General features: G+C 44.6%; 19 protein-coding genes. 7 read left to right on the plus strand and 12 right to left on the minus strand.

The genetic code is table 11. The features are described 5' to 3' along the window. Positions 1 to 14: 14 nt before the first annotated feature. From ACPUEK_RS11340 to ACPUEK_RS11355, 4 genes are all read right to left on the minus strand, one after another. Complete coding sequence (locus ACPUEK_RS11340) at positions 15 to 1121, minus strand: PQQ-dependent sugar dehydrogenase (protein WP_425640823.1); 1107 nt, start codon at positions 1119 to 1121, stop codon at positions 15 to 17. A 185-nt stretch (positions 1122 to 1306) separates the two neighbouring features. After that, entirely contained in the window at positions 1307 to 2257 is a 951-nt protein-coding gene (gene tal, locus ACPUEK_RS11345; RefSeq protein WP_067218560.1) for a transaldolase, read from the minus strand. Beyond that, entirely contained in the window at positions 2247 to 3305 is a 1059-nt protein-coding gene (gene dusA, locus ACPUEK_RS11350; RefSeq protein ID WP_067218838.1) for a tRNA dihydrouridine(20/20a) synthase DusA, read from the minus strand. Before dusA ends, tal begins: the two co-directional genes overlap by 11 nt. Before the next feature lie 422 nt (positions 3306 to 3727). After that, on the minus strand, positions 3728 to 4099 hold the full coding sequence (locus ACPUEK_RS11355) for a peptidoglycan-binding domain-containing protein (RefSeq protein ID WP_425640824.1): 372 nt from the start codon (positions 4097 to 4099) through the stop codon (positions 3728 to 3730). A 355-nt stretch (positions 4100 to 4454) separates the two neighbouring features. On the opposite strand from ACPUEK_RS11355, the gene ACPUEK_RS11360 reads away from it, so the two are divergent. The 3 genes from ACPUEK_RS11360 (at position 4455) to ACPUEK_RS11370 (ending at position 8959) form a co-directional block, all read left to right on the plus strand. After that, the gene (locus tag ACPUEK_RS11360; protein ID WP_067038367.1) at positions 4455 to 4745 is read left to right on the plus strand and encodes an STAS domain-containing protein; all 291 of its coding nucleotides are present in this window, start codon (positions 4455 to 4457) and stop codon (positions 4743 to 4745) included. Positions 4746 to 4956: 211 nt separating this feature from the next. After that, positions 4957 to 7860 (plus strand): sensor domain-containing protein, encoded by a 2904-nt coding sequence (locus ACPUEK_RS11365; protein ID WP_425640825.1) that lies wholly within the window; start codon positions 4957 to 4959, stop codon positions 7858 to 7860. Positions 7861 to 8095: 235 nt separating this feature from the next. Then, positions 8096 to 8959: an isocitrate lyase/PEP mutase family protein gene (locus ACPUEK_RS11370; RefSeq protein ID WP_067218566.1), complete on the plus strand. Its 864-nt coding sequence runs from the start codon at positions 8096 to 8098 to the stop codon at positions 8957 to 8959. 112 nt (positions 8960 to 9071) lie between these two features. Here the strand turns inward: ACPUEK_RS11370 and trbK are convergent, their stop codons facing one another. Further along, the gene (gene trbK, locus ACPUEK_RS11375; protein ID WP_156489048.1) at positions 9072 to 9443 is read right to left on the minus strand and encodes an entry exclusion lipoprotein TrbK; all 372 of its coding nucleotides are present in this window, start codon (positions 9441 to 9443) and stop codon (positions 9072 to 9074) included. A gap of 355 nt (positions 9444 to 9798) precedes the next feature. Beyond that, positions 9799 to 10533 carry a dienelactone hydrolase family protein gene (locus tag ACPUEK_RS11380; RefSeq protein WP_067218570.1) on the minus strand — a complete coding sequence of 245 codons (735 nt, stop codon included), beginning with the start codon at positions 10531 to 10533 and terminating at the stop codon, positions 9799 to 9801. A gap of 163 nt (positions 10534 to 10696) precedes the next feature. Here ACPUEK_RS11380 and ACPUEK_RS11385 point away from each other — a divergent pair, with 163 nt between their 5' ends. Then, the gene (locus ACPUEK_RS11385; protein WP_067218574.1) at positions 10697 to 11161 is read left to right on the plus strand and encodes a hypothetical protein; all 465 of its coding nucleotides are present in this window, start codon (positions 10697 to 10699) and stop codon (positions 11159 to 11161) included. On the opposite strand, the gene ACPUEK_RS11390 is transcribed toward ACPUEK_RS11385, so the two are convergent. The 3 genes from ACPUEK_RS11390 to ACPUEK_RS11400 are packed head-to-tail and all read right to left on the minus strand — an operon-like array spanning position 11136 to position 14696. Beyond that, positions 11136 to 11771, minus strand: a complete 636-nt coding sequence (locus ACPUEK_RS11390; RefSeq protein ID WP_425640826.1) for an ATP-binding cassette domain-containing protein — start codon at positions 11769 to 11771, stop codon at positions 11136 to 11138. The genes ACPUEK_RS11385 and ACPUEK_RS11390 overlap by 26 nt on opposite strands. After that, positions 11765 to 13456 (minus strand): ABC transporter permease, encoded by a 1692-nt coding sequence (locus ACPUEK_RS11395; RefSeq protein WP_425640827.1) that lies wholly within the window; start codon positions 13454 to 13456, stop codon positions 11765 to 11767. The genes ACPUEK_RS11390 and ACPUEK_RS11395 overlap by 7 nt, the downstream gene beginning before the upstream one ends. Positions 13457 to 13475: 19 nt before the next feature. After that, a complete protein-coding gene (locus ACPUEK_RS11400; RefSeq protein ID WP_425640828.1) occupies positions 13476 to 14696 on the minus strand; it encodes an ABC transporter substrate-binding protein in 1221 nt (406 codons plus the stop codon). Between the two features lie 163 nt (positions 14697 to 14859). On the opposite strand from ACPUEK_RS11400, the gene ACPUEK_RS11405 reads away from it, so the two are divergent. From ACPUEK_RS11405 to ACPUEK_RS11415, 3 genes are read left to right on the plus strand one after another with little or no spacing between them, the layout of a single operon-like run. Beyond that, positions 14860 to 16002 (plus strand): succinylglutamate desuccinylase/aspartoacylase family protein, encoded by a 1143-nt coding sequence (locus ACPUEK_RS11405; RefSeq protein WP_425640829.1) that lies wholly within the window; start codon positions 14860 to 14862, stop codon positions 16000 to 16002. A gap of 25 nt (positions 16003 to 16027) precedes the next feature. Further along, the gene (locus ACPUEK_RS11410) at positions 16028 to 18322 is read left to right on the plus strand and encodes an ATP-dependent helicase (protein ID WP_425640830.1); all 2295 of its coding nucleotides are present in this window, start codon (positions 16028 to 16030) and stop codon (positions 18320 to 18322) included. Positions 18323 to 18333: 11 nt separating this feature from the next. Then, complete coding sequence (locus tag ACPUEK_RS11415; RefSeq protein ID WP_067218596.1) at positions 18334 to 19290, plus strand: isopenicillin N synthase family dioxygenase; 957 nt, start codon at positions 18334 to 18336, stop codon at positions 19288 to 19290. A 76-nt stretch (positions 19291 to 19366) separates the two neighbouring features. On the opposite strand, the gene ACPUEK_RS11420 is transcribed toward ACPUEK_RS11415, so the two are convergent. From ACPUEK_RS11420 to ACPUEK_RS11430, 3 genes are all read right to left on the minus strand, one after another. Beyond that, on the minus strand, positions 19367 to 20125 hold the full coding sequence (locus tag ACPUEK_RS11420; protein ID WP_067218600.1) for an SDR family NAD(P)-dependent oxidoreductase: 759 nt from the start codon (positions 20123 to 20125) through the stop codon (positions 19367 to 19369). A 79-nt stretch (positions 20126 to 20204) separates the two neighbouring features. Beyond that, positions 20205 to 20981, minus strand: coding sequence for a class II glutamine amidotransferase (locus tag ACPUEK_RS11425; RefSeq protein WP_067218604.1), 777 nt, complete (start codon positions 20979 to 20981; stop codon positions 20205 to 20207). A 67-nt stretch (positions 20982 to 21048) separates the two neighbouring features. Next, the gene (locus tag ACPUEK_RS11430; protein ID WP_067218609.1) at positions 21049 to 22716 is read right to left on the minus strand and encodes a methyl-accepting chemotaxis protein; all 1668 of its coding nucleotides are present in this window, start codon (positions 22714 to 22716) and stop codon (positions 21049 to 21051) included. Positions 22717 to 22771 lie beyond the last annotated feature (55 nt).

Here is a 22771-nt window from a genome sequence, read left to right on the forward strand (position 1 = left end):
CATTAGCCTCTTTATTAATGCGCTGGGAAAACTTGCAGTATTTGCCCAGAGTCTGTACTGATTAACAAACTACCGTCACTGGCTTCAATAACATCTCGTAAGCGTTCGTTGAGGTTTTCTAGAAACCTTGTTTCATAGACCTTGCCGCTTTCCAGTTTAACGTTGTTCAGATGGCGTAATGCTAAAGCGGTTGAAAGAAAATCCCCGTTCCACCCTTTGAATAGGTCGCCACGGTAAATCAGCAAAGAGCTTGGCGCAATGGAAGGAATGAATACTTTCTTAGGCTCTTCAACGCCTTCTTTACTGGTTGATTCACCCACTTGTATTGGTGCCCAATATTCTTTTCCGTATGATGCGATTGGCCAGCCATAATTGGCGCCAACACGGATCAAGTTTATTTCGTCACCACCACGTGGACCATGCTCATTAGACCATAAGTGTTGAGTCTTTTTGTCAAAGTACAGCCCTTGGGGATTCCTGTGGCCAAAACTCCATATTTCTGGGCGTATTTGCCCATGTCTAACGTAGGGGTTATCAGCTGGCACAGTGCCGTCCATATTGACGCGGAGTATGCTACCCGCATGATTGGATAGATCTTGTGCATTGGCTCGTTTACCGCGATCACCAACCGAGAAAAAGACATGCCCCTGACCGTCAAAAGCAATTCGACTGCCAAAGTGCTGACCTTTTGAAGAGCTTGCATCGGCAATAACAAGATCGGTCCACTCCACAAGTGCGTTGTCTAATAACTTAGCCCGGGCCAATGCCGTGGTTGCTTCATCGGATGTTGTTGGATGAGCATAGGTAAAATATACCCAGCCGGTGTCTTTAAAGTCAGGGGAGATAGCGACGTCTAGCAAGCCTCCTTGACCAAACCTTGCTATCTTAGGTAGGCCTGAAAGTTCGACGGTTTCTCCCGTCAACATATCTACTTTGAGTAATTGACCATCCAAAATAGTGACTAGCAAAGTGTCAGCGTTTAGTTGCGCCATACCCCAAGGAATGCCTTGAAGCTGACTGATTTTCTCTATCTGGAATTGAGGTTCTGCTTCCATTGCGTGGCCCAATATACTGACGGTCATCAGTAGGCTAACACTCATTTTCTTTATAAGTTGAAGCATGAAATTTATACCTAATTCATTCAAGAACTATCAGTATAGATTTTAAAAACAAAAGTGGTATGGCCGTTACTCGTTATTCATATTCATTACGGAAAGCTTGCCCAGTGACTATAAAAGCAGCACGTAAACAAACAAAACGCGACATAAAGTCGCGTTTTGGTGTGATCTTTTAGGAAAGAAGGAGTTTACAGTTTAGCTTCGAGCAAGGCTTCTAATTTGCGTTGATCGACTGCGAAGTTACGGATACCTTCCGCCAGCTTTTCTGTTGCCATAGCATCTTCGCTTAAAGCCCAACGGAAAGCTTGCTCAGTGACCGGTTCGCCAGCCGTAGAGACGTCAGAGGTAGGAACGAGTTTACGCTCTAGTTTTCCTTCGTCTTTTTTAAGCTCTTCTAGTAGGTTAGGGCTGATTGTTAAGCGGTCACAGCCTGCAAGTTGTTCGATTTCGCCGATGTTACGGAAACTTGCACCCATCACGATTGTTTTGTAACCGTGTTGTTTGTAGTAGTTGTAAATCTCTGTAACAGATACAACACCTGGGTCCGTTTCAGCGGTGTATTCTTCGCCTGTTGACTTTTTGTACCAGTCAAGAATACGGCCAACAAATGGAGAAATTAGGAACACGCCAGCTTCGGCACAAGCTTGTGCTTGCGTGAATGAGAACAACAACGTTAGGTTACAGTTGATGCCTTCTTTCTCAAGTTCTTCAGCGGCTTTAATGCCTTCCCAAGTTGAAGCGGTTTTGATCAACACGCGATCTTTAGAGATGCCGGCTTCTTCGTACAGTTTGATTAAACGACGAGCCTTTTCGATAGTCGCTTCTTTGTCGTAAGATAAGCGCGCATCCACTTCCGTTGAAATGCGGCCTGGCACGTATTTTAGAATCTCAGAACCAACAATCACGGCTAGCTTGTCATTGGCATCGATGATTTGCTGTGCTTTATCGCTACTTTGTTCTTTTGCCCAAGCAACCGCTTGATCAATAAATGGGGCATACTCAGGAATTTGGGCCGCTTTAAGCATCAAAGAAGGGTTAGTTGTTGCGTCTTCTGGAAGGTAATCTTTGATTGCAGTGATATCACCTGTGTCGGCAACAATCGTTGTGAACTCTTTTAATTGAGATAACTTAGTGCTCATTGCTCTTATCCTTTGCTTTGTCTTGCTGTTGTTTTACCAATTCGATAGCGTCCAGTAACACATTAATTTTAGCGTCACTTTGATGACCGTTTTCTGAAAGGTAGCGTCTAAATTGCTTTCCGCCTGGAATCCCTTGAAAAATGCCCAGTAAATGGCGGGTTAAATGCATGAGGCGCTCTCCATTTGCTAATTGTTGCTCTGCATATGGGAGGAAGCGCTCTAATGCTTCAAAGCGTGTCTCAACCAATGGGGTATTACCGTAAATAGCTGAATCCACTTGGCTCAGCACCCAAGGGTTGTTGTAGGCCTCTCGCCCCATCATCACACCATCTACATGCTGTAAATGTGTTTGTGTTTCTTCAATTGTTTTAATGCCACCATTGATCAGGATTTCAAGGTCAGGGAAATCTTTCTTCAATTGGTACACAAAATCGTATTTTAACGGCGGAATTTCACGGTTTTCCTTTGGGCTCAAACCCTGCAAAATAGCATTACGCGCATGCACGATAAAGGTTTCCACCCCTGCATCAGCTACTGCGCCAACGAAATCACGCACAATAGAGTAATCTTGTTGATCGTCTAAACCAATTCGATGTTTCAGTGTTACAGGGATAGAGGTCGCGTCCTGCATGGCTTTCATTGCGTCAATAACTTTATCTGGATGCGCCATTAATATGGCACCAATCAGACTGTTTTGAACCCGATCACTTGGACAGCCTGCATTTAGGTTTACCTCGTCATAACCAAACTCTTCCGCCATTTTTGCGCACTTAGCAAGCGCCGAGGCGTCTGAGCCGCCGAGCTGTAGTGCAATAGGGTGCTCGCACGCGTCATACTTTAGGAAGCGCTCAGGGTTTTTACCTTGTAACAAAGCACCTGTTGTCACCATCTCTGTATACAAAAGCGTGTTTTTGGTCAGGCATCTTGCAAAGACTCGGTAATCGCTGGTTGTCCATTCCATCATGGGCGCGATGGAAAAGCGGCGATCAAGTTTAAAGGCTGATTCGACTGGGCTATGGTCAGTTTCTAGTGTCTTTTTTTGTGTCATGTATAGGGTGATTTCTGGTTGTATGGGTGTTTTTGGTGGCACAGTGACACACAAAAGCCACGTTTTATTTGGTAGTACTTCCGATTTTGTAACCAGCGGAAGCGTTAATGATGCCATTATGTCATAAAATTACAGGAATGCGATATGGCTACTTTTAGGTGGCCTATCAACAAAGAGGGTTCAGTATCATGACTGGCACGGATTAGTACAAAAAGGTTGGTGGCAAGAGTATTTGAAGTGACAAAGTCTCAATTGCCCGTGATGCGAGCATTGAGTGCGCATTCTTTTTACGTACTTGGATCACCTATTTCCTTTGAGAGGTTACGTAAAAGGGCGAATTACCTTAAGGTGCTTATCTGAAAGGCACTGTTTTTACTAAGGTTTTCCAAGTATTCTTGGCAGATACTTTGAGATAAGCTTTTTTATTGCTCAGAAAGTTTTAACTTCAGGCGATAGATCAAAAGAAGTGTTATTTGGTCGTTTATCATAAAACCATTTTCAAATTGAAATTTCTCAATTGCTTTTTTAGTCTTTGGCCCATAAATTCCGTCGGCGTGCCCAGAATTGTAGCCTAATTTACTTAACATTTGCTGTACTTGAAGTACGTCTGAGTCATACGCATATTGGTTTTTTTCAGCCAGTGCATTGCTTCCGGTTGAAACGTCATTACAGTGATAATTGCCAATATTAATGTCACCTTGGCAACTTAGAGAGTTGGTGTTGCCTGCGTAAGCATTGACTCCAATTATTAGCGAGCAAAAGAGTGATAATGCAAGAGTAACGATGGGGCGCATTCTAGATCCTTCTAGTGTCAATATTTTGTACGGATTATGAACTGTATAGAGGGAATTAGAAAGTGCTGAGAGGTGCTGTATTGCCCAAAAAATTGAAAATTTGCTATATCTACTATCATCACGGCTCAATTAGCCTCAAGTAAGATGACAAACCTAGTTTGCGGTTGAGTCGTGTTTCATCCGCAGGCGCCTTTAAAGCTATTTATCCCCTAATGTAATCCAGTAGCCCTATCTCAACGTAATTAACTTGTGATCATTACGTTTTGAGCCAAGATGAAAGCAAGCAAGCAAGCAAGCAAACAAGGTTTGTTTTAGTCTTCTAGCCCGATAATACAGCAATGAGGATAAGTCGATTATGGATATCAAACGAATTACTCTGCCGGAAACCTTTTCATTTGAACACCATGAATGGTTTCGTGATGAGTGTAAGCAAGCTTTGAGGTATGCTCGAAAAATAGAGCTAGTGTGTGATCGAGTTAAGTTTTTAGATTCTGCTGCTTTAGGCATGATTGCTATGTTACAGAAAAGTCTTAACGAGCATCATAGCAAAGAAATAGTGGTTAGCGAGCCTACGGCTTATTGTGACGAAATATTGTCTTTAGCTAACATGTACGAAAAATATGTCGTACGTGATGTAATTGCTTAATCCATTCTAAAATTGTTGCAGCAGTAGCGTCGCCACTTTCTAAGTGGCGCTAATCTCTTATCAATATACATTAATTTCATCGTGTTACACGTGTATACAATTGATAACAGGATTTGCAATGTAATCTTCATCGATTTAGCAGACAGTACACTTTATGAAAGTTGGGTAGCACGTGTATTGTTGCGCTGCCTGTATTTGGGAGCTGTCGAGCATGTTGTTAGAGCGTGGTATAAATAAATCGGTTTACCCTTCTTTTAATGATTTGTCAGAGTCATTTTTTGCCTCTACCTCATCAGCCCCTTTTTTTATCATCGACCCTAACCGTGATCTCATTGTTGTATCCTTCAATGCTGCTGCGCAACGTTACTTTAATGTTATGGGTGATGTTCCTCGGCAATGGTTCCAGCATACTTGGCCCAACGCAGAGGATAAAGGGTGGCGAGATGAATTCGTCAAAGAGATTCGGCAAGCACATACGCTACAAATGTCAATGCCAGAGGTGCCTCATGAGCATGACATCCTTTTCGAAGAGATTTGTTTCACGTCATTCGATCATAATGGGCAAGCTTTTATCGCGGGGATGCTCCTAAATTGTCAGCATGTGACTTATGGCGCAGCTGACTTAAGGGCCGTAAAAGGTACGTTTGAACTTGGTGAGTTTTACCATTCAATTCTGAATAATCTTCACGAATCTATTGGTTTTTTCGAGCTAAATGAGCACAGTAAATTACGAGTTGTCTGGTTAAACGAGCGAGCAAAGCGATATGTTGCACCCCATACAAACGTAGCTGGGCAGTTGGCCGTAAACTTTATGCCAGACAGTATAAAATCTAGCTGGGTAGAGCTTGAGCGATCGTTGTTAGGTGCCTGTGACGTTGTTGCTTGCAGTATGCTATTAGGTGATGAATTTAATCAGCAAGCTTGCGAAATCTATTTCCATCCCGTTAACTTTGGCTCCAGCAAAAAGCAGCAGTTCATTGCAAATTGGTATAATGTGACTAAGTACTTTCAGCGAGAAATAGTTGAGACCCAGCATAAACAAGACTTTTTCAATTTAGTCGAAAATTCTCCCGATATGATTGTTCGCTATGATGCTTTAGGTCGACGCACTTACGTCAATCAAACCTTTGAACATGTAACCGGTCTTTCGCGAGAGAAGGTAGTAGGGAAGACACCTACCGAAGTTCCCAGCACTGGGCGCAGTGCAGAAAAAATTCAGGAGTTGATTTTTAGAGCCATTAATACAAGGCAACCTGCAATTGAGATTTTGAATGTTGAGGTTCTAGATGCCGAAAGCGTGATTCATGAAGTCCGATGCTTACCCGAATTTGATAAACATGGTTCGGTTTCGGGAGCGCTGTTGATCGCCCGAGACATGACACAGCAAGAGCTGGCAAAGCAGCGTACTCAAGTCAGTGAAAAACAATTCAGAACATTGGTTGAAAACTCTCCAGATTACATTTGTCGTTATGACTTAGATTGTCATTTGCTTTATGCGAATCCCGCCATGAAGGGCTTATTTGGAACCAGTGTTGAGCGATTTTATGGGCTAACTCCGACAGAGTTAAATGCTTATCTGTACAGTTGCTTTGAAAGCTATGTGCCAAGAAACGAAACAAACTTGCATCGGCAGTTACAGCAAGTTATTGCAACACAAACCAGCAAAGAATGCGAAGTATCGGGTCCGACTGCCAATGGGCAAGCGCATGTCTTTGTAAGCCTAACACCTGAATTCGACTCGTTGGGCGAGCTTAATTCTGTACTTGTGATCGGGCGAGACATTACGGAATTAAAAGAGTACCAAGAGCAGGTACACTATTTGTCAAAGTATGACCCATTGACGGGCTTACCAAACAGAAGCAGCTTGCTAAGTAAAGTTTCTCAACTGATACAATTTCCTCCTAGCCGTTTTAAACTGGGTCTTTTGGTGCTTGGTGTTGATCATTTTAAGACCCTCAATGACAGTTATGGTTATGAACATGGGGATGGCGTACTGTGCGCCTTAAGTAAAAGACTTCAGTCTGTCGTTTCAAATACGTCCTATCTTGCTCGTATTGCAGGTGATGAATTTGGTATTTTCTTGTCGCCTGTCATGAGTCGAGAAAGCTTTTATAAAGAAGCGCAACGAATCAACAAAGCTTTAGCGAAACCAATGTTGGTTGATGGTACGGAAATTCATCTATCGACAAGTATAGGGGCATGCTTATACCCAGATGATGCCAAAGACCTCCAAGATTTGGTGCGCTATGCCGACTCCGCTTTATTTGCGGCTAAGTCGTCACAGCGAGGAAGCATTCGTTTCTATTCTCACGATTTGACTGAAAAGGCGCTAGAGCGACTTGAACTGCGTAATTCAATACAGTCGGGTATTAGAAATAAACAGTTCTACGTTTTCTTTCAGCCCAAGATTAACCTTAAGACCAATGCCTTGGAAGGTGCCGAAGCCCTCGTAAGGTGGCATCATCCTACTAGAGGCTTGGTGTTCCCCGATGCATTTATACCTGTTGCAGAGGAGTTGGGGCTTATTAATGAGATTGATATGCTGGTATTGGATGAAGTATGCCGCTGCGTCAAAGTATGGCAGTCTCATTTAGCTCCAGGTAGTCGGTTTGCAGTGAATTTATCTGCGATGCAATTTACTCGTGAAGATTTGGTGTCAACTATTGAGGGAATCGTTCAGAAACATCAGTGTGGTACTCAGTTCTTAGAATTTGAGATTACCGAGGGGGTTTTAATGGTGCATTGTGAGCGTCTCGCCAATAAGATTAAAGCGCTTAAGGAACTGGGCTTCACATTTGCGTTAGATGATTTCGGTACAGGCTATTCTTCGTTAAGCTATTTATCACGCTATCCAATCGATGTTTTAAAAATTGACCGTTCCTTTGTGATGGATATGTTGGAGTCCCAATCAAGTCAGGTTTTGGTGAAAACCATTGTGGCAATGGCTCAAAATCTTGCCATGAAGGTGGTTGCGGAAGGCGTAGAAGAGCAGACTCAAACGGCACTGCTTAAGCAATATGATGTAGATATAGCGCAAGGCTATTTATTCTCTCGTCCTATTTCAATCGAAGCATTTGCGAGCATGTATTGCCTTCCAGTCCCCCCAAGTAACTAGTTTGCCAGACGCTATCTGTCATTACTTGATACTACTTAAGTCAATATTGATCAATTAGTTAACATTATCAATCTGGTAAATTTCCAACATAACTGAAGAATAAGGCTTTTGGAAGTTTGATTAAGCTCAAAATGATGACTGAAAAGTATCGATTTGGTTAGAATGCAACGGATTTCGTATGCTTGCCTAATTTCGATGCTTCTGCCAGAAATTGGGCCATTCTAGGAGTACAACCATGGCCACACCCTCGCAGCATGATCTGCGTAAAGACTTTCGCGCGTTACTTGAGAGTGACAATTGCTTTTACACGGCTTCAACGTTTGACCCCATGTCTGCTCGTATCGCTGAAGATTTAGGGTTTGAAGTGGGTATTCTCGGTGGTTCTGTCGCATCCCTACAAGTATTGGCCGCACCGGATTTTGCATTGATTACGCTAAGTGAATTTGTCGAGCAAGCGACTCGAATAGGGCGAGTTGCTCGTTTGCCCATTATTGCGGATGCAGATCATGGTTATGGCAACGCTTTAAATGTTATGCGAACGATTACAGAGTTAGAGCGCGCTGGCGTTGCGGCGCTAACGATAGAAGATACCCTTTTGCCTGCTAAATATGGCCATAAATCGACTGATTTAATCCCTCTGGATGAAGCGGTTGGTAAAATTGAAGCGGCTTTAGAAGCACGTATTGATCCAACAATGTCGATCATTGCACGTACTAACGCTGCTCAATTATCGGTAGAGGAAACGATTCAGCGAGCAAAAGCGTATGAAGTAGCCGGTGCGGATGGTATTTGTATGGTGGGTATAAAAGATTTTGCGCATTTAGAAGCCATCAGTAAAAACGTAAACATCCCACTTATGTTAGTTGCATATGGGAACCCAGAATTAAACGATCGAAAACGCTTAGCCAAAAATGGCGTACGTATTGTTGTTAATGGGCATGCTGCGTATTTTGCAGCGATCAAAGCAACATATGATTGTTTAAGAGAGCAACGAGGTATTGCGGAGGGGACATTAAATGCCTCTGAGCTTGCTACGCGTTATTCAACTCTTGATGAAAGTCGTGAGTGGGCACGTCGATTTATGGATGTTAAAGAATAAGTCAGTAAACTATAAAAAAGCCGAAAGATTATAATCTTTCGGCTTTTTTATAGTTTATGAATAAGCATCTTTCAGTAATGTAGTTATATGAAATACATTGCTTTACAGATGTTTATTTTGTCGCATCGTCAATTTCATCTGCTGCAGCATCAGCACCATCTTCTACTGCGTCAACACTGTCATCCCATGCATCGCCTACAGCGTCAGCACCGTCTTCAATAGCATCAGCGCTGTCATCATAAAGCTCTTCAGCTTTGTCTTGACCTTGTTCAAGTAAGCTAGACGCTTTTTCCTTACCCTGCTCGATACGGAAATCAAAACATTGATCAGAAAAATCTTCACGCACTTTTGAATCTTCAATTTTTTGAATATTTGCTTGAGTACAGTTTTCTTGATTTACAGTAGGCATTTTTTCACTGCATGCAGTTGTTAATGCAGCAACAGCCAATAAGCCTACGATGTATTTTGATTTGATAGTATCCATGATGCTTCCCTCTATTTATTCGTCAGGTGAATGTTCATTAATTAGTACTTAATAGAGTTACGTCCTATAACTGAATTAAACGCTTTAGTGTTGAAATTAAAAACCAAACATCTGATTGAGTGTTTGAATATTGATAACTTTTAAATGCTATATCCTGTAGCTGGCTTGTATTGTTATTTTTAACAGCAGTATTATCAATTCAAGTTTTTGTAAACATTATTATTTTGGTACTTCTTTCTTCTTTTATAAACAGTGCGCTCTGAATGTAAAGGTGCCCGTGTAGCAGGGCATAGCGCTTTGTTTTTGGCAATAAAAAGCCCCATTAAAGGGGCTTTTAGAAAATACTCTTTACACTTTATAAAGTGCGACGAAATTGATCGATGGCCATTTTGTAACAATACAAGGCTAATTCGGCATCATAGCGATCACCTTCATCGCGCATAAACGCATGTTGTGCGTTCAATTCATGCCAAGAAAAGTGTCGTTCAGTTTCCGTAAGCTGTTGATATATTTTCTGTCTGCCTTCTGTAGGCACATGAGGGTCTTGTTTACCCCACACCATTGTCAATTCTCCTTGTATATCACCAGCGCGGCTAAAACTGTCATTTCCGTCTTGGCATGGCAGAGCATTAGAGTGGATGTCGGTAGCGTAAAGGCAATAAGTCGATAGAATACGTTCGTTTAACGCGGCGCGGAAGGCAAGGTGACCGCCAATGCAAACCCCCATCGCAGCAAAGGTTCCCGTGCAATAACTCTGCTGTTCAAAGTAAGCAATCATTGCGTTTGTGTCGCTATCGTGATGTTCAAGAGGTTTGGTGAATTTATCGTTATTCCCTTTATCCTTTCCAACGTCATCATAAGCAAGAACCGTCCCGATAGGGTTTAACTCGTGAAACACTTCTGGAACCACCACGGCAAAACCGTGCCCTGCTAGAATGCGTGCAGAGCGTTCAATAGGCGCTGTGATTTGAAAAATTTCAGAATAAAACAGGATACAAGGAAAGGTTCCCGATGCTTGCGGGCGGTATACATGACAACGCATGGTGCCAGTTGCTGTGTCTAAATCAACAATGTCTGTTTGGATAATCATAAGGTCTCATTGAGCAAGAGGGAAACGCTAAGATAATAGAGGATAGCCATGCACATGAGTAGCCTAGTTTCATTGTGTCTCTATAACTTGCACGGATTATTCAACAATTCGCCCACATTAGTTGCTAATGTATAAACTTATCTCTTAAGAAATGGAGTCGGGTATGTTTATGAAAAAAGGCTTAAGTCTGTGTGCCTCGGCGATATTGCTGACCGCTTGTGCGTCAGGATCACACGTTGTTACTGGCACCCAGCGCGCAGCGATTGATGTGGAGGTGGTAAAGGTTTATTCCGAAGCGCCCAAGACCGAATACGAGGTTGTAGGAAGCATTGAAGCTTCTAGCTCTCGTGGAATGACACAACAAGGGCGCATGGATTCGGCGATCGAGGCTTTAAAAGAAGAAGCCGCAGAAATAGGTGCGAATGGCATTATTGTGAGCAACTTCCCAAATCACAGCGGTGGTATTTCCACGCAAGTCTCGACAGGCATTTCAGGTGGTTCACGAGGTTTTTCATCTGGATTAGGGACTGGGATCACAATTCATCCTGCAGCCGTAAAAGGTACAGCCGTTTACGTTTTTGATGTAGCCGAATTACCATCTATTAAAAATCCGACTTTAACTCAATAATTCTATTTCCAAGCGCGTTAGCGTCATCCACGTCATGGGTAACTAATATAGCTGGGATGTTGGCTTCTTTTATACATTGGTCAACTAATGAACGCATTTCTTGGCGTAGCGTTTGGTCAAGTTTGCTAAACGGTTCGTCGAGTAAGAGTGCTCTAGGGTTGGATAACAGGGTTCTGAGTAATGCCAACCTAGCCTGTTGGCCGCCAGACAATTCCTGAGGTAAGCGATGACCATAACCAGGCAAGCCAATATCGTTCAGTTTCGCTTTGACGATCTGTCTGCGCTCTGTTTTAGCTACTTTTTGATCCAATGCAAACAGTAAGTTTTCTTCTACGGTCATGTGTGGAAACAATAATGGGCTCTGTTGGAGTAGACCTAAGTGACGTTGTTCGGCAGATAGGTGATCAATCCGGCTGTTTTGTAACCATACTTCGCCACGACCCGTTAACGCTTTAGGCAAAGTGCCTGACACATAGCCCAGTAAGCTGGATTTACCGATCCCACTAGGTCCCATCAATACCAAACACTCTCCTTGGTTGACGGTTTCGGTTAAGGCGTCTATTAAGACTCCGTTTGGACTTTCAATGAATACAGACTGCAATGTCAGCATAGAGCTCTCTTTAACGTAAGGCGCCACAAGGTCCAATAGCGCGGCAACAGGGTGGCCATATAAAAGCACAGTAGTGGTAAGATCGCTTGCGCCAGTGCCAACACACTGACCCATTTTCGATTGCCTGACGAGGCTCTTGCTACCGCTTCCGTTGTGAGGGTATTAATACGGCCTTCACCTGCAATCAGTGTGGGTAAATACTGCGCCATACTAACGGAAAAACCAATGGCGAGCGCTGCCCCAATTGGCGCTTTTAATAAAGCGAGTTTAACTTGCCAGAAATTTCTTACGGGTGTTGTTCTAAGACGATTGGCTTGCTCTAAATAGCCTTGATCAAACGCCAAATAGGGGGCTTTTAATGTCAGATAGACATAGGGCAAGGTATATAATGTGTGCAGCCCAAGCACGCTCCACCACGTGCCATTCCAGTCCAAATACAGCAATCCAACTTGGATGCCAAACAACAGCGTTATCTGTGGCAACAGAATCGCGCTAAAGACAATAATGACTGCGAGCTTTTGCTTTGGTCGAAGTCGTTCACATTCTAATAAAACCAGCGCTAAGCCAAGACTGATTAAACTGCTGCAAAAGCCTAGAGAGAAAGATTGAGTGCTTAATTCAATCAAATTTTGACCCGCGCGAAAGACGTTATCCAGAGTGAAGCTGCTGGGCCAGTTGTCTGGAAAGCGCCAACGACGTGTGAAGGCCCATAACGGCAAAACGAAAAGTGCCAGTATTGTTAAAGATAAAATAACCAGAGCGCCTAGCATTCCGGCAAGTGTCGCCCAGCGTAACGATGATCGGCGTTGACCTAACAAGCTCAAACGTTTTCTGAGCAAACCACAGCACCGTGCGCTTAATAACCAGATTGCAATACATACAGCAACACTGAATGCCAAGATCATGGCCGCAGCACTCGCTTGGCCGCGTAAACTTAGCGATGGATCATTAAACCAGCGCAACAAAGTAACCGCGAGAGTTGAGGGTGTGTTGGGCCCTATAATCGTCGCGACATCAACGACGGTTAGGTTAAACGCTAACACCATAAATACTGGCAAGCGCACCAGTTTGAACAGCTGTGGCAGCAGTGTGAAATGCCACGCGGTGATCGGGTCGTAACCTAATAAACGTGTGGTGAGTAAGGTTTTGTTAGGCTGCAGTTGTGATAGCGCCGCTGCCATAGCAAACACCAGATAAGGCGTTTCTTTTATGACCAAGGCAATGATAAGAGCAATGCCTTCTGGGTCCTGCACTGTCAGCCAGTTTGGTGGTCTGTCAAATTGTGTCAGCCAAGGGCTGATCATGCGAACCAACCAACCTGATGGCGACAAAACAAACAGAGCGCCAATCGTAATGGCGGCGTGCGGGATGGCTAAAATGGGGGTGATGATGCTTTGTAAGCGTTGAAACCATCGTGTTTGATAAGTGCAGACCACTAAGCTGCTAGCAAACCAGTAGGACAGCACGGTTGCCAGTAGCCCAGTGAAAACACTGAGCTTTAAACCTGACCAAAACTCTGGCTGGTTTAAAAGCTCATGCCAGTGAACTAGGCTAAATTGTGATGAGCCTAGTGCTGGGTCAATGCCAAAACTGGGCAGTATAACGCCCAATAGACCAAGTAAAAGAGGGAGACACAATCCCCCTATGATCACCCAATATAGCCACTGATTCGCACGATGTCCCATACAGACCTATCAATCATCATTACTGTGCATAGCGTGAACGCCACTCCGTTTCTAGCGCTTCCATCCAAGAGCTGTGCGGCTCAGGTAGGGTAGTGCCAAGCTCATCTAAGCTCAGCGTCGCAACGCCCTTAGGTAACGCATCAAAGGCGGCTTGTTGAGCCGGAGCGAGCTTCTGATAATCGAGTACCGTTAAGTCGCCCCAGACCGTCGGGTTTTGTTTATGCGCTTGTGCTTGAGGCGACAATAAAAAGTTGGCCACGACCTGTGCGCCCGCTTTAGCAGCGCTGTTATAAGGTATTGCCACGAAATGAGTATTACCAATGGTGCCAAATTTAAAGACGTACGAACGCACGGTGTCCGGTAAATTACCTTGGTCGATTTGAACCGATGCAGCGGATACATCAAAACTTAATGCTATGTCAATTTCACGGTCATCCAGTAAACGCATCATTTCTTGACTGTTGGCAGGGAATGCTGCCCCGCGTCGCCATGCCACAGGATGCAATTTATCTAAAAAACGCCAAAGAGGGGCCGTTACTTGGTCAAAATCCACTTCAGAAACCGGTTTAAGCAATAAGACAGGGTTGCTTGTCAGCTCGTGCAGTGCTTGTTTTAAAAAAGTAGACCCCAAAAACTGTGGGGGCTCTGGGTAAGTGATGCGACCAGGGTATTTTTCTGCATAAGCCAAGAGTTCGCGCATTGATCGCGGCGGCTCGTCCAACGTCGCGGTATCGTACATGAAAATAACTTGTGCCATGCCCCAAGGTGATTCCATTCCTTCCACTGGCGTACCGAAATCTTGCGATAAGCTCTGGCGGGCCTCTGGGTTTACATAGGCTGCGTAATTGGGTAAATCGTTCGAAAATGGTCCATATAGAAGCCCATTTTCTTTCATGGCGCGGAAATTTTCACCGTTGAGCCAGATCAAATCCACCGAACCATCGGAATCTTTGCCTGCGGTTTTCTCAGCTAAAACACGACTAACCGAATTGGCCGCATCATGGATACGAACATGTTTGAGCTCGACCTGATACTCACTTTCAACGCGATCGGCGACCCAATCAATGTAAGCATTAATGTTTTCTGCACCCCCCCAAGCATTCAAATAAACAGTTTGGCCTTTGGCTTGCTCGAGCGTTTTATTCCACTCACTGTTGTCGGTTTGTGCGATTGAAAAGAGGGATGTGCTCAACCCCATCGCTAAAATACAGGCCGAATAGAGGCTATTCAGTGGCTTCATTTAAGGCTCCTTAACGGTTTATCTTAATCCTTTAGACGTACAAAAAGGTGTTTTCTTACAAGGATTTATTTTTTATTCGATAGCGCTTTAGCGTACCATGACGTCCTAAAAGTAATCATCTGATTTTGCTTTTTTCAGAGACCTGGTGAAAGGATGAAAGAGTATGAGCCATCAAGTGTATTCTCACACACTGCCCAGTGCGACGCCGGGCACTCAGAGAGTGGTCAAAGCGCATCACTTTGGTGAACTTGGATCACGTCCGAAAATATATCTTCAAGCGGGACTTCATGCAGATGAATGGCCAGGCTTTTTAGTGCTCAACACCTTAATCAAAAAACTGATAAAAGCCGATGAAAAGGGTCTAATTAAAGGGGAAATTATCATTGTGCCGGTGGCAAATCCAATTGGTCTTGGGCAAAATTTTCATGGCTATATCCCCGGACGTTTTGCTTTTTCAGACGGCGGGGGAAATTTCAACCGTAATTGGCCCCAATTGGGTGACAAGGTGGAGCGTCGAATTCACGAGCAAGTCACCGGTGATATTGATCAAAACATTGATTTAGTGCGTCAAGCAATTCGACAAGAGCTAATGGCTTTGCCTGAAAACAGCGAATTACAAGGGCTGCGTAAAACCTTATTGGCGCTGTCCATGGATGCTGATGAAGTGATTGATCTGCATTGTTCTGGCGAGGCGTGTATGCATGCTTATGTCGCGCAAGAGTTTGAAGCCTATTTCACGCCTTTATTAGGGCTAATGGGTGCCGACGTTGCCTTGTCAGAGCTTGAGACCGGCGCGCATTCTTTCGATGAAACCAATGCCAGTGTTTGGCGACATTTAAAAACGCATTATGCGCATTTAATGCCTTGGGGATGCCGATCATTAACACTAGAGCTTCGTGGTGAAAACGATATATCTCGCGACTTTGCTGAACAAGATGCCAGTGCCTTAATGAAGTATTTCATTCATCGCCAAGTGGTTGAGGGGAAAGCGCCTAAGATAGACAGCCGTCAAGTCACGTTTTATCCGCTCGATGCGATGGATTTAGTCAAGGCGCCAGTAGCGGGTATCGCGTGCTTTAATAAGTCGTTAGGTGAGGCTGTTGAGGCTGGCGAAGTGATTGGTGAAGTAGTGGATTTGATGGCCGATGACGTGATGCAAAGTGCCTATCCATTGATAGCCCGAGCGGACGGAGTGTTCTTTGCTCGTTTTCAGCGACGCTTAGTCGTATGCGGTGAATCGATTGCTAAAATCGCCGGACGTGAGCATTTAGCGTTCCGCGAAATTGGTCATTTGTTTGAAGATTAAATAACGTCACAGGTAGTAGGTGAACGTGAGCGAATATTCCTATACCGCAGAGCAGAATGCGGTCATACAACACGACTTAACTCGTCATGCCAAAGTGATTGCGGTGGCAGGCGCCGGAAAAAGTACAACTTTGATTGCTCGCATTACGCATTTGCTTGAGCAAGGTGTTGCCGCCGATAAAATTGGCGTGTTTATGTTTAATAAAAGCGCTCAAGAAGAATTTAATGGACGCTTGGCCAAAGCGCTCGCACCATTTGGCTCGGCGCGTGTTCCCAATGTCATGACCTTCCATGCGTTCGGCATGCGTTTAAGCCGCCGCTTAGAGCAGCGTCAATTATTACCCGCCGCCAAGCTTGTGACCGATGAGTTCTCTTTGGTAAAACTGATTCGTGAAGCGCGTCACCGCTTAATGCGCGAAAACATCGAGTTAGAGCTGCATGATGAGCGTGATTGGTTGGAAGACTTCCTGCTATTTATTGATCAAGTGAAAGCGGCCAGTATTACAGCACGAGAAGTATTTGAAAATGGCAGTTGGTCAAAAGAGTGCCGTCATTTTGTGGCACTCTATGATCAACTGGAGAGTCTGAGGAAGCAGTCTAATCTACGTTTTTTTGCTGATCTATTGGCGGACCCATTTCAATTGATTCAGTACGCCGACTCTGAGCAACAGCATTTGATTCAGACCATGGCACCAGAGTATGACTACCTTCTGATAGATGAATTTCAAGACATCAATCCTTGTCAGTACGAGTTGCTTAAAGCGCTTTATCAAGACCGCGCTCAGTGGATGATTGTCGGCGATGTACAGCAATGTATTTACGAATGGCGCGGCGCTTCGCCAGATATTATGGCACGTCAGTTTGACACTGATTTTGTGACGGTTGATACCTATCCATTAGCTTGTAGTTTTCGTTTTGGTCACAGTATCGGCATGATGGCGACCTGTGTGGTGTCACAGAATAATGTACAACAGCTCGTATTAGGACACGGAGCACAAACCGAAGTGGATTTTGCTCGTTCGGATTTGCCTGGACGAGCGCTATTAGGTGAGTTGAAAAATTGGCATGCGCAGGGCGGTGATTTAGAAAGCTGCGCTGTGTTGGTGCGACTGTATAGTGATATGGTGCCTGTGCAGTTAGCACTGATGCACAAAGCTGTACCGTATCAACTTCACGGTGATTCCCCATTACTGGAAAATCGCCAGATTCGGATGCTGATGGCGTATTTATCCGTGATGGCAGGAGGCTTGCAAGATACTTCGCTGTTTTATGATAAAGCGGATGTTGAGTACTTGGTGACCGTGCCGAATGCGACGAGTGGGGCTCAGGACCGAAACCGATTGTTGACTCAAGCAAGGCAAAGTCCTCACTTAATTCCTGAGCTTTTAGAACGCTTAGCTGATCAAACAGAGGGCTGGAAAGGCAAGAAAATCGCCGACCGAGCGGATTGGCTGCGCAGCTTGAGTTTATACAAAAATGATCCTGCCCAAGGGTTATTGCAAACCATCGATAAGTTAGGCATTTATCGTTACTTTGAACACACCAGCAGCAAAGACATTCAAACCCAAGAAAAGATCGCTACCTGCGAGTCTTTTCTGAGTTATGTGCGTGGCATGGCTAGCGATGCTGGATCGATTATCGCACAATTGGTCAAGCTTAATGAGCAGGACCAACAACACACGCATGGCGTACATCTGATGACCATACATAAGTCGAAAGGCTTGGAATTTGATCTGGTGATGATGTCTGGATTGCAGGAAGGCCGATTTCCCTATTATGACGACGATTTAAGCAGCATTGATCGTCAAGCAGCGGCTGAAATGCAAGCTGAGCGGCGTCTATTTTACGTGGCGATGACGCGCGCGCGCAAACGATTGGTATTTTTAGAAAGTCCCGCGGGTGAAGACGTTCGTCGCTTAAGCAGTGGTGGTTTGATTGGCGGGGCAGCCCGGTCTGGTAGTATGAGTCGTTTTATTTATGAAGCTCAGCCAGTGCCCATACAAAAAATGAGTTTGCATTGGCATGATAAAATGCCATTAGAGTTATCGGCTGACTTAGATGACGTTCTACACACGTATCTTGCCGAGTTGGGTGATGACGCCCCCAATGTGACATTTAAACAGTCTAAAACAGCTGTAAAAGGTGCATTAAAAGCTGGAGATAAAGTGCGTCACGAACAATACGGTCAAGGGGTAATCGTACGCCAAGAAGACACAGGCAAAAAGATGATCTATGTCGACTTCGCAGAAGAAGGCTTAAAGCGCTTTAATCCCAAGCATACACGGCTAGTAAGGCTGGCCAGTCGTAATAATGAAGCATAACCGGAGTGAACATGGGTATTCCATTAATTGATTTCTCGAAACTAACCAGTCCAGACAAAGCCGTACGTGGCCATGAAATACGCTCTCTTGATACAGCATGCCGGGAAATCGGTTTCTTCTACCTTATTAACACCGACATCGACACGGCTTTGATGTCGCGAATCATGAAAGCCGCGAAACGCTTTTTTGATAAGCCATTGGATGAGAAACTGGCGATTGATATCAAAAATAGTACCAATCATCGGGGTTACGGGGCCGTTGGTGAAGAGCAGCTTGACGAACTTAATAAAGCAGACTGGAAAGAAACGTTTGATATGGCGTTGGATTTGTCAGCAGATCATCCATTGGCGCTTAAGTACCCAAAAATGTACGGTCCAAATCAAAATCCAAATGACCCAGTGGTGTTAGAAACACTGCATGATTATTACGTGACAGCGTTTAGTGTGGCACAACATGTTCTAACGGCCATGGCCGACGCTTTAAAGTTAGAATCAGACTTTTTTACACGTTGTTTCAAAGATCACGTGACCGTTTTACGAATGATTCATTACCCGCCACGTCCATCGGTTACCCATGATAATGGTGCTGGCGCTCACACTGACTACGGGTGCATTACGCTGCTTTTACAAGATGAAGTAGGTGGATTGGAAGTAAAACATCGTAACGGCGAGTGGATAAAAGCGACGCCAATGGAAGGTTCACTGGTAGTAAATATTGGTGACTTGATGCAACGTTGGACCAATGATGAGTACACATCGACGGCTCATAGAGTACGGGCGTCAGAGGCGGATATACATCGTTATTCTTTCCCTTTCTTTGTTGAACCAGATTACGAGACAAATGTTGTCTGCGTGCCGTCTTGCCAAAGTAAAGAGCGACCAGCGAAATACGATCCAATCTACAGCGGTGACTGGATTCAATCACGCTTTGATGCGACGTACGCTTATCGTGAGCAAGAGCCTGCTTAATTAGTGATTCATAAAGTTAAAAACGCACTGTTTCATTAGAAAGGTGCGTTTTTTATGAAGCTCAAACTCGCAGTACTTAATGAGCTAAGTAGCCACCGTCTACAGGATAATAACCGCCCGTAACAAAAGAAGCACCGTCTGACGCTAGCCATGCAACCATGTGCGCAACTTCTTCGGGTTGTCCTAGACGCTTCATCGCATGTTGAGACGCAAGTGCTTCAATCATCTTCTGATCTAAAGAGCCATCTACCATAGGCGTATGAATGAAAGCGGGACCAACGGCATTTACGCGAATCCCTGATTCTGCATACTCCAGCGCGGTGGACTTGGTTAGGCCGATTAGCGCGTGTTTCGTGGCGGTATAAGCAGACGCGTTGGCGAAGCCCACTTGGCCAAGGATCGATGACATGTTGATAATACTGCCGCCACTTAATTGGGTCATGTATTTCAGTGCAGCGCGTTGGCAGAACATCGCGCCATCTAAGTTGACGGCCATGACCTTGCGCCAATCTTCGTCGGTGTAGTCGCCATTGGGTTTTAGTGGGCCGCCGATGCCTGCATTATTCACTAAAATATCCAGTCGGCCAAATTCTTCTACCGTAACACGCATGGCCGCCTCAACGGAGCTGGACTCAGAAATATCGACTTCAACAGTTAATACTTGATCTTCGTAATCAGAGAGCACTTCCATAGCGGTTTGTAGCGCGTCTTCGTGTAAGTCCCAGATAGCAACGGCAGAACCAGAGCTTGCTAACAGTTTGGCACAAGCCAAGCCAATGCCAGAAGCGCCGCCAGTGACGACGGCCACCTTACCGATAAGATCGTAATGAATCATGAGTTTACTCCGTTGAGCTGTTTAAGAGATTGTAAGCTAGAGCGAATGTATGGGCACCGCACGTTACTATGATTGGCGCTTACCACAGTCCAATGTTAAGTATTTTACTCTCGTAGTGATCAATGCCAACCTTAACCATGTGTCCACTTTGGACGAGTTGCCAACCATCACCAGACAGATCTAATGGCTCTGAGCCAATCACTACGTGTTCTTCAAACTGTTTATAATATAAAGAGGGGGCGTAATCATCACTGGAGAACCGTATGGCCCACATGTTTTGGCCATCGGACAGCATACTGGTGAAACGCAGTGGCTCAGTGATCGCTTTTTCTTTCATTAATGTGAGGATCATTTGCAGTGTTTGGGTGACAGCTTGCACTGGGTCTTTATCAAGACCGTTGGCAATCATCAGTAAGAAGATAGCTTCTGAATCGGTGCTGCCACGTCGATGATTGTAAAGGTGTTCGGGTATCCATCGATCAATTTGCCAACGAACTTGCTCGTACATTCCAATTTGACCGTTGTGCATAAACAGCCAGTTATTGTAACCAAAAGGATGGCAATTTGAGCGAGCTGTGGAGGTTCCGGTGGAGGCGCGTACGTGGGCAAAGAAGAGGCCGCTCTTAATGTGTCTTGCAAGGCTTTTTAAATTGCAGTCACTCCAAGCAGGCAAAATTTCATGGTAAAGGCCAGGTTCTTCGCGTTCATCGTACCAGCCCAAACCAAACCCATCCGCATTAACAGTCACCTCAGATTTGCGAGCACTTAAGCTTTGGTGGATCAAGGAGTGGTCTGGCTCAAACAGCCACTCTTCTAAATAAATTGGGGTGCCCTGATAGGCCATCCAACGACACATACAACCTCCGTCAAAAGTTGATTATAGTAGGGTAGATCACTAGAGCTACCCAAATAATGTACTTTCATTACACCTTAAAGTAAGCAATCTTGCTAGTCAGTTGTGAGGCAAGAGACGCTAGCTGGTCTGATCTGTGACTGATGGCGTTAATCGAATTATTCGTACGTTCCGCTATTTCTGTAATTGTATCAACATTGCGTCGTACTTCCGTTGTGACAGTAGCTTGCTGTTCGGCTGTCGCTGATATCGCGTCATTCATTGTTCGAATTTGCGAGATGGCTTGACTGATGTCAGAGAGGGTGGCACCTTCTTCACGCACTTGGCTTACCGCATTCGTTGAGCGCTCATGACTATGTTTCATGGCTTCAACGGCTTGTGCTGTACCTGTTTGCAACTGTTGTATCATCGCTTCAATTTGCTGGGTTGCATTTTGCGTGTTTTGCGCCAAATGGCGTACTTCATCGGCGACAACGGCAAAACCGCGACCTTGCTCGCCAGCTCGGGCGGCTTCGATGGCCGCGTTTAATGCCAGGAGGTTTGTCTGTTCAGCAATACCCAGAATGACATTTAAAATGTTGTTAATTTCATCTGTATTTTGTTTTAAGTCGGTGATGGTGTCGGATGAGTGACTGATTTCTTGTGCCAGTGCTTCAATGGTAGCGATAGTTGAATGAACAATACGCATGCTGTTATCCGCTGCTGACTCAGCGTTATGGGCGGCTTGGCTTGCTTCTGTTGTCGACTCAGATACATGTACAGCGGTGCTTTGAATCTCATGAATAGCATTGGATATATGAGCGGTTTCAGTTCGTTGCGTGCCTACCATTTGTGTTGATTCATCCGTGATTCGGTTTAAATCGTTTGCTGCATCGGTAAGCGCTAGGCTAGAGGTTGAAACATCTTGCATGATGTCTCTTAGTTTATCGACTAATTGGTCGAAGGCATTTTCGAGAGTACCAATTTCATCATTTCGGTCACTCGGGTGCTCGTTTCGGACTAAGGTCCCTGATGCCATTTCCTCAGCACGTTTAACCGCTTTTTTAAGAGGGTGAACAATGCCATTAATGATCATCAAGCTTAAACCTAGGCCGATAAGAATTAAAACCGCTGCGACGCTTATATTGGTGTACAGACCTTGCTCAAGTTTCGTCGATTGGTGTGTGGCGATTTGCGTGTTGTACTCGTCAATAGTGGAGATAATGCTCTCCATACTGGTATTAATGCTGGTTAATGTGTTGTCTGCACTTCGACGAGCCTTGTTCGCTTGCATGGTTTTAAGCTGTAGCCACCATTCATAAGTTTCAGTACTCGCATTTAAAAAATCCGCTTGTTGTGATTCGAGCACCTCAATTTGGCTGTTAAGGGAATCCAGCAGCGCGTTGGCTGGCAACGCGGCCAATGAATTTTTAACTGATTCAAGGCTGTTTTTTAATTCTGCTGAATAGGCCTGAAAATTATCAGACGATTCTTTAATCCGTTCTACTCCGTACCCGCCGATCGTTTTCGCGATTGATACTTGGAAATACCCGCGTTCAAATTCTACGGTTTGCTTTAACAGCAATTGTCGGGTTTTTTCTAGGTCTTTTACCAGCGTCAAAGTTTGCGAGGAAACTGACTGTAAGTCTTGTGCAACGGTTTTACTGGTTAGCGCAGAGTTAATCGCCGTGATGAGAATGGCGATAGTAAAAAGCAGTACGAGCGATAAAATCTTTGTTCTTACGGATAAGTTTTTCATGGGGAGGCCTTTATAATAATGCTTTTGATGTTAGGCATCACAGTTCCAATGTGAT

This window comes from Marinomonas gallaica, from assembly GCF_049821165.1.
Lineage (GTDB): Bacteria > Pseudomonadota > Gammaproteobacteria > Pseudomonadales > Marinomonadaceae > Marinomonas > Marinomonas gallaica.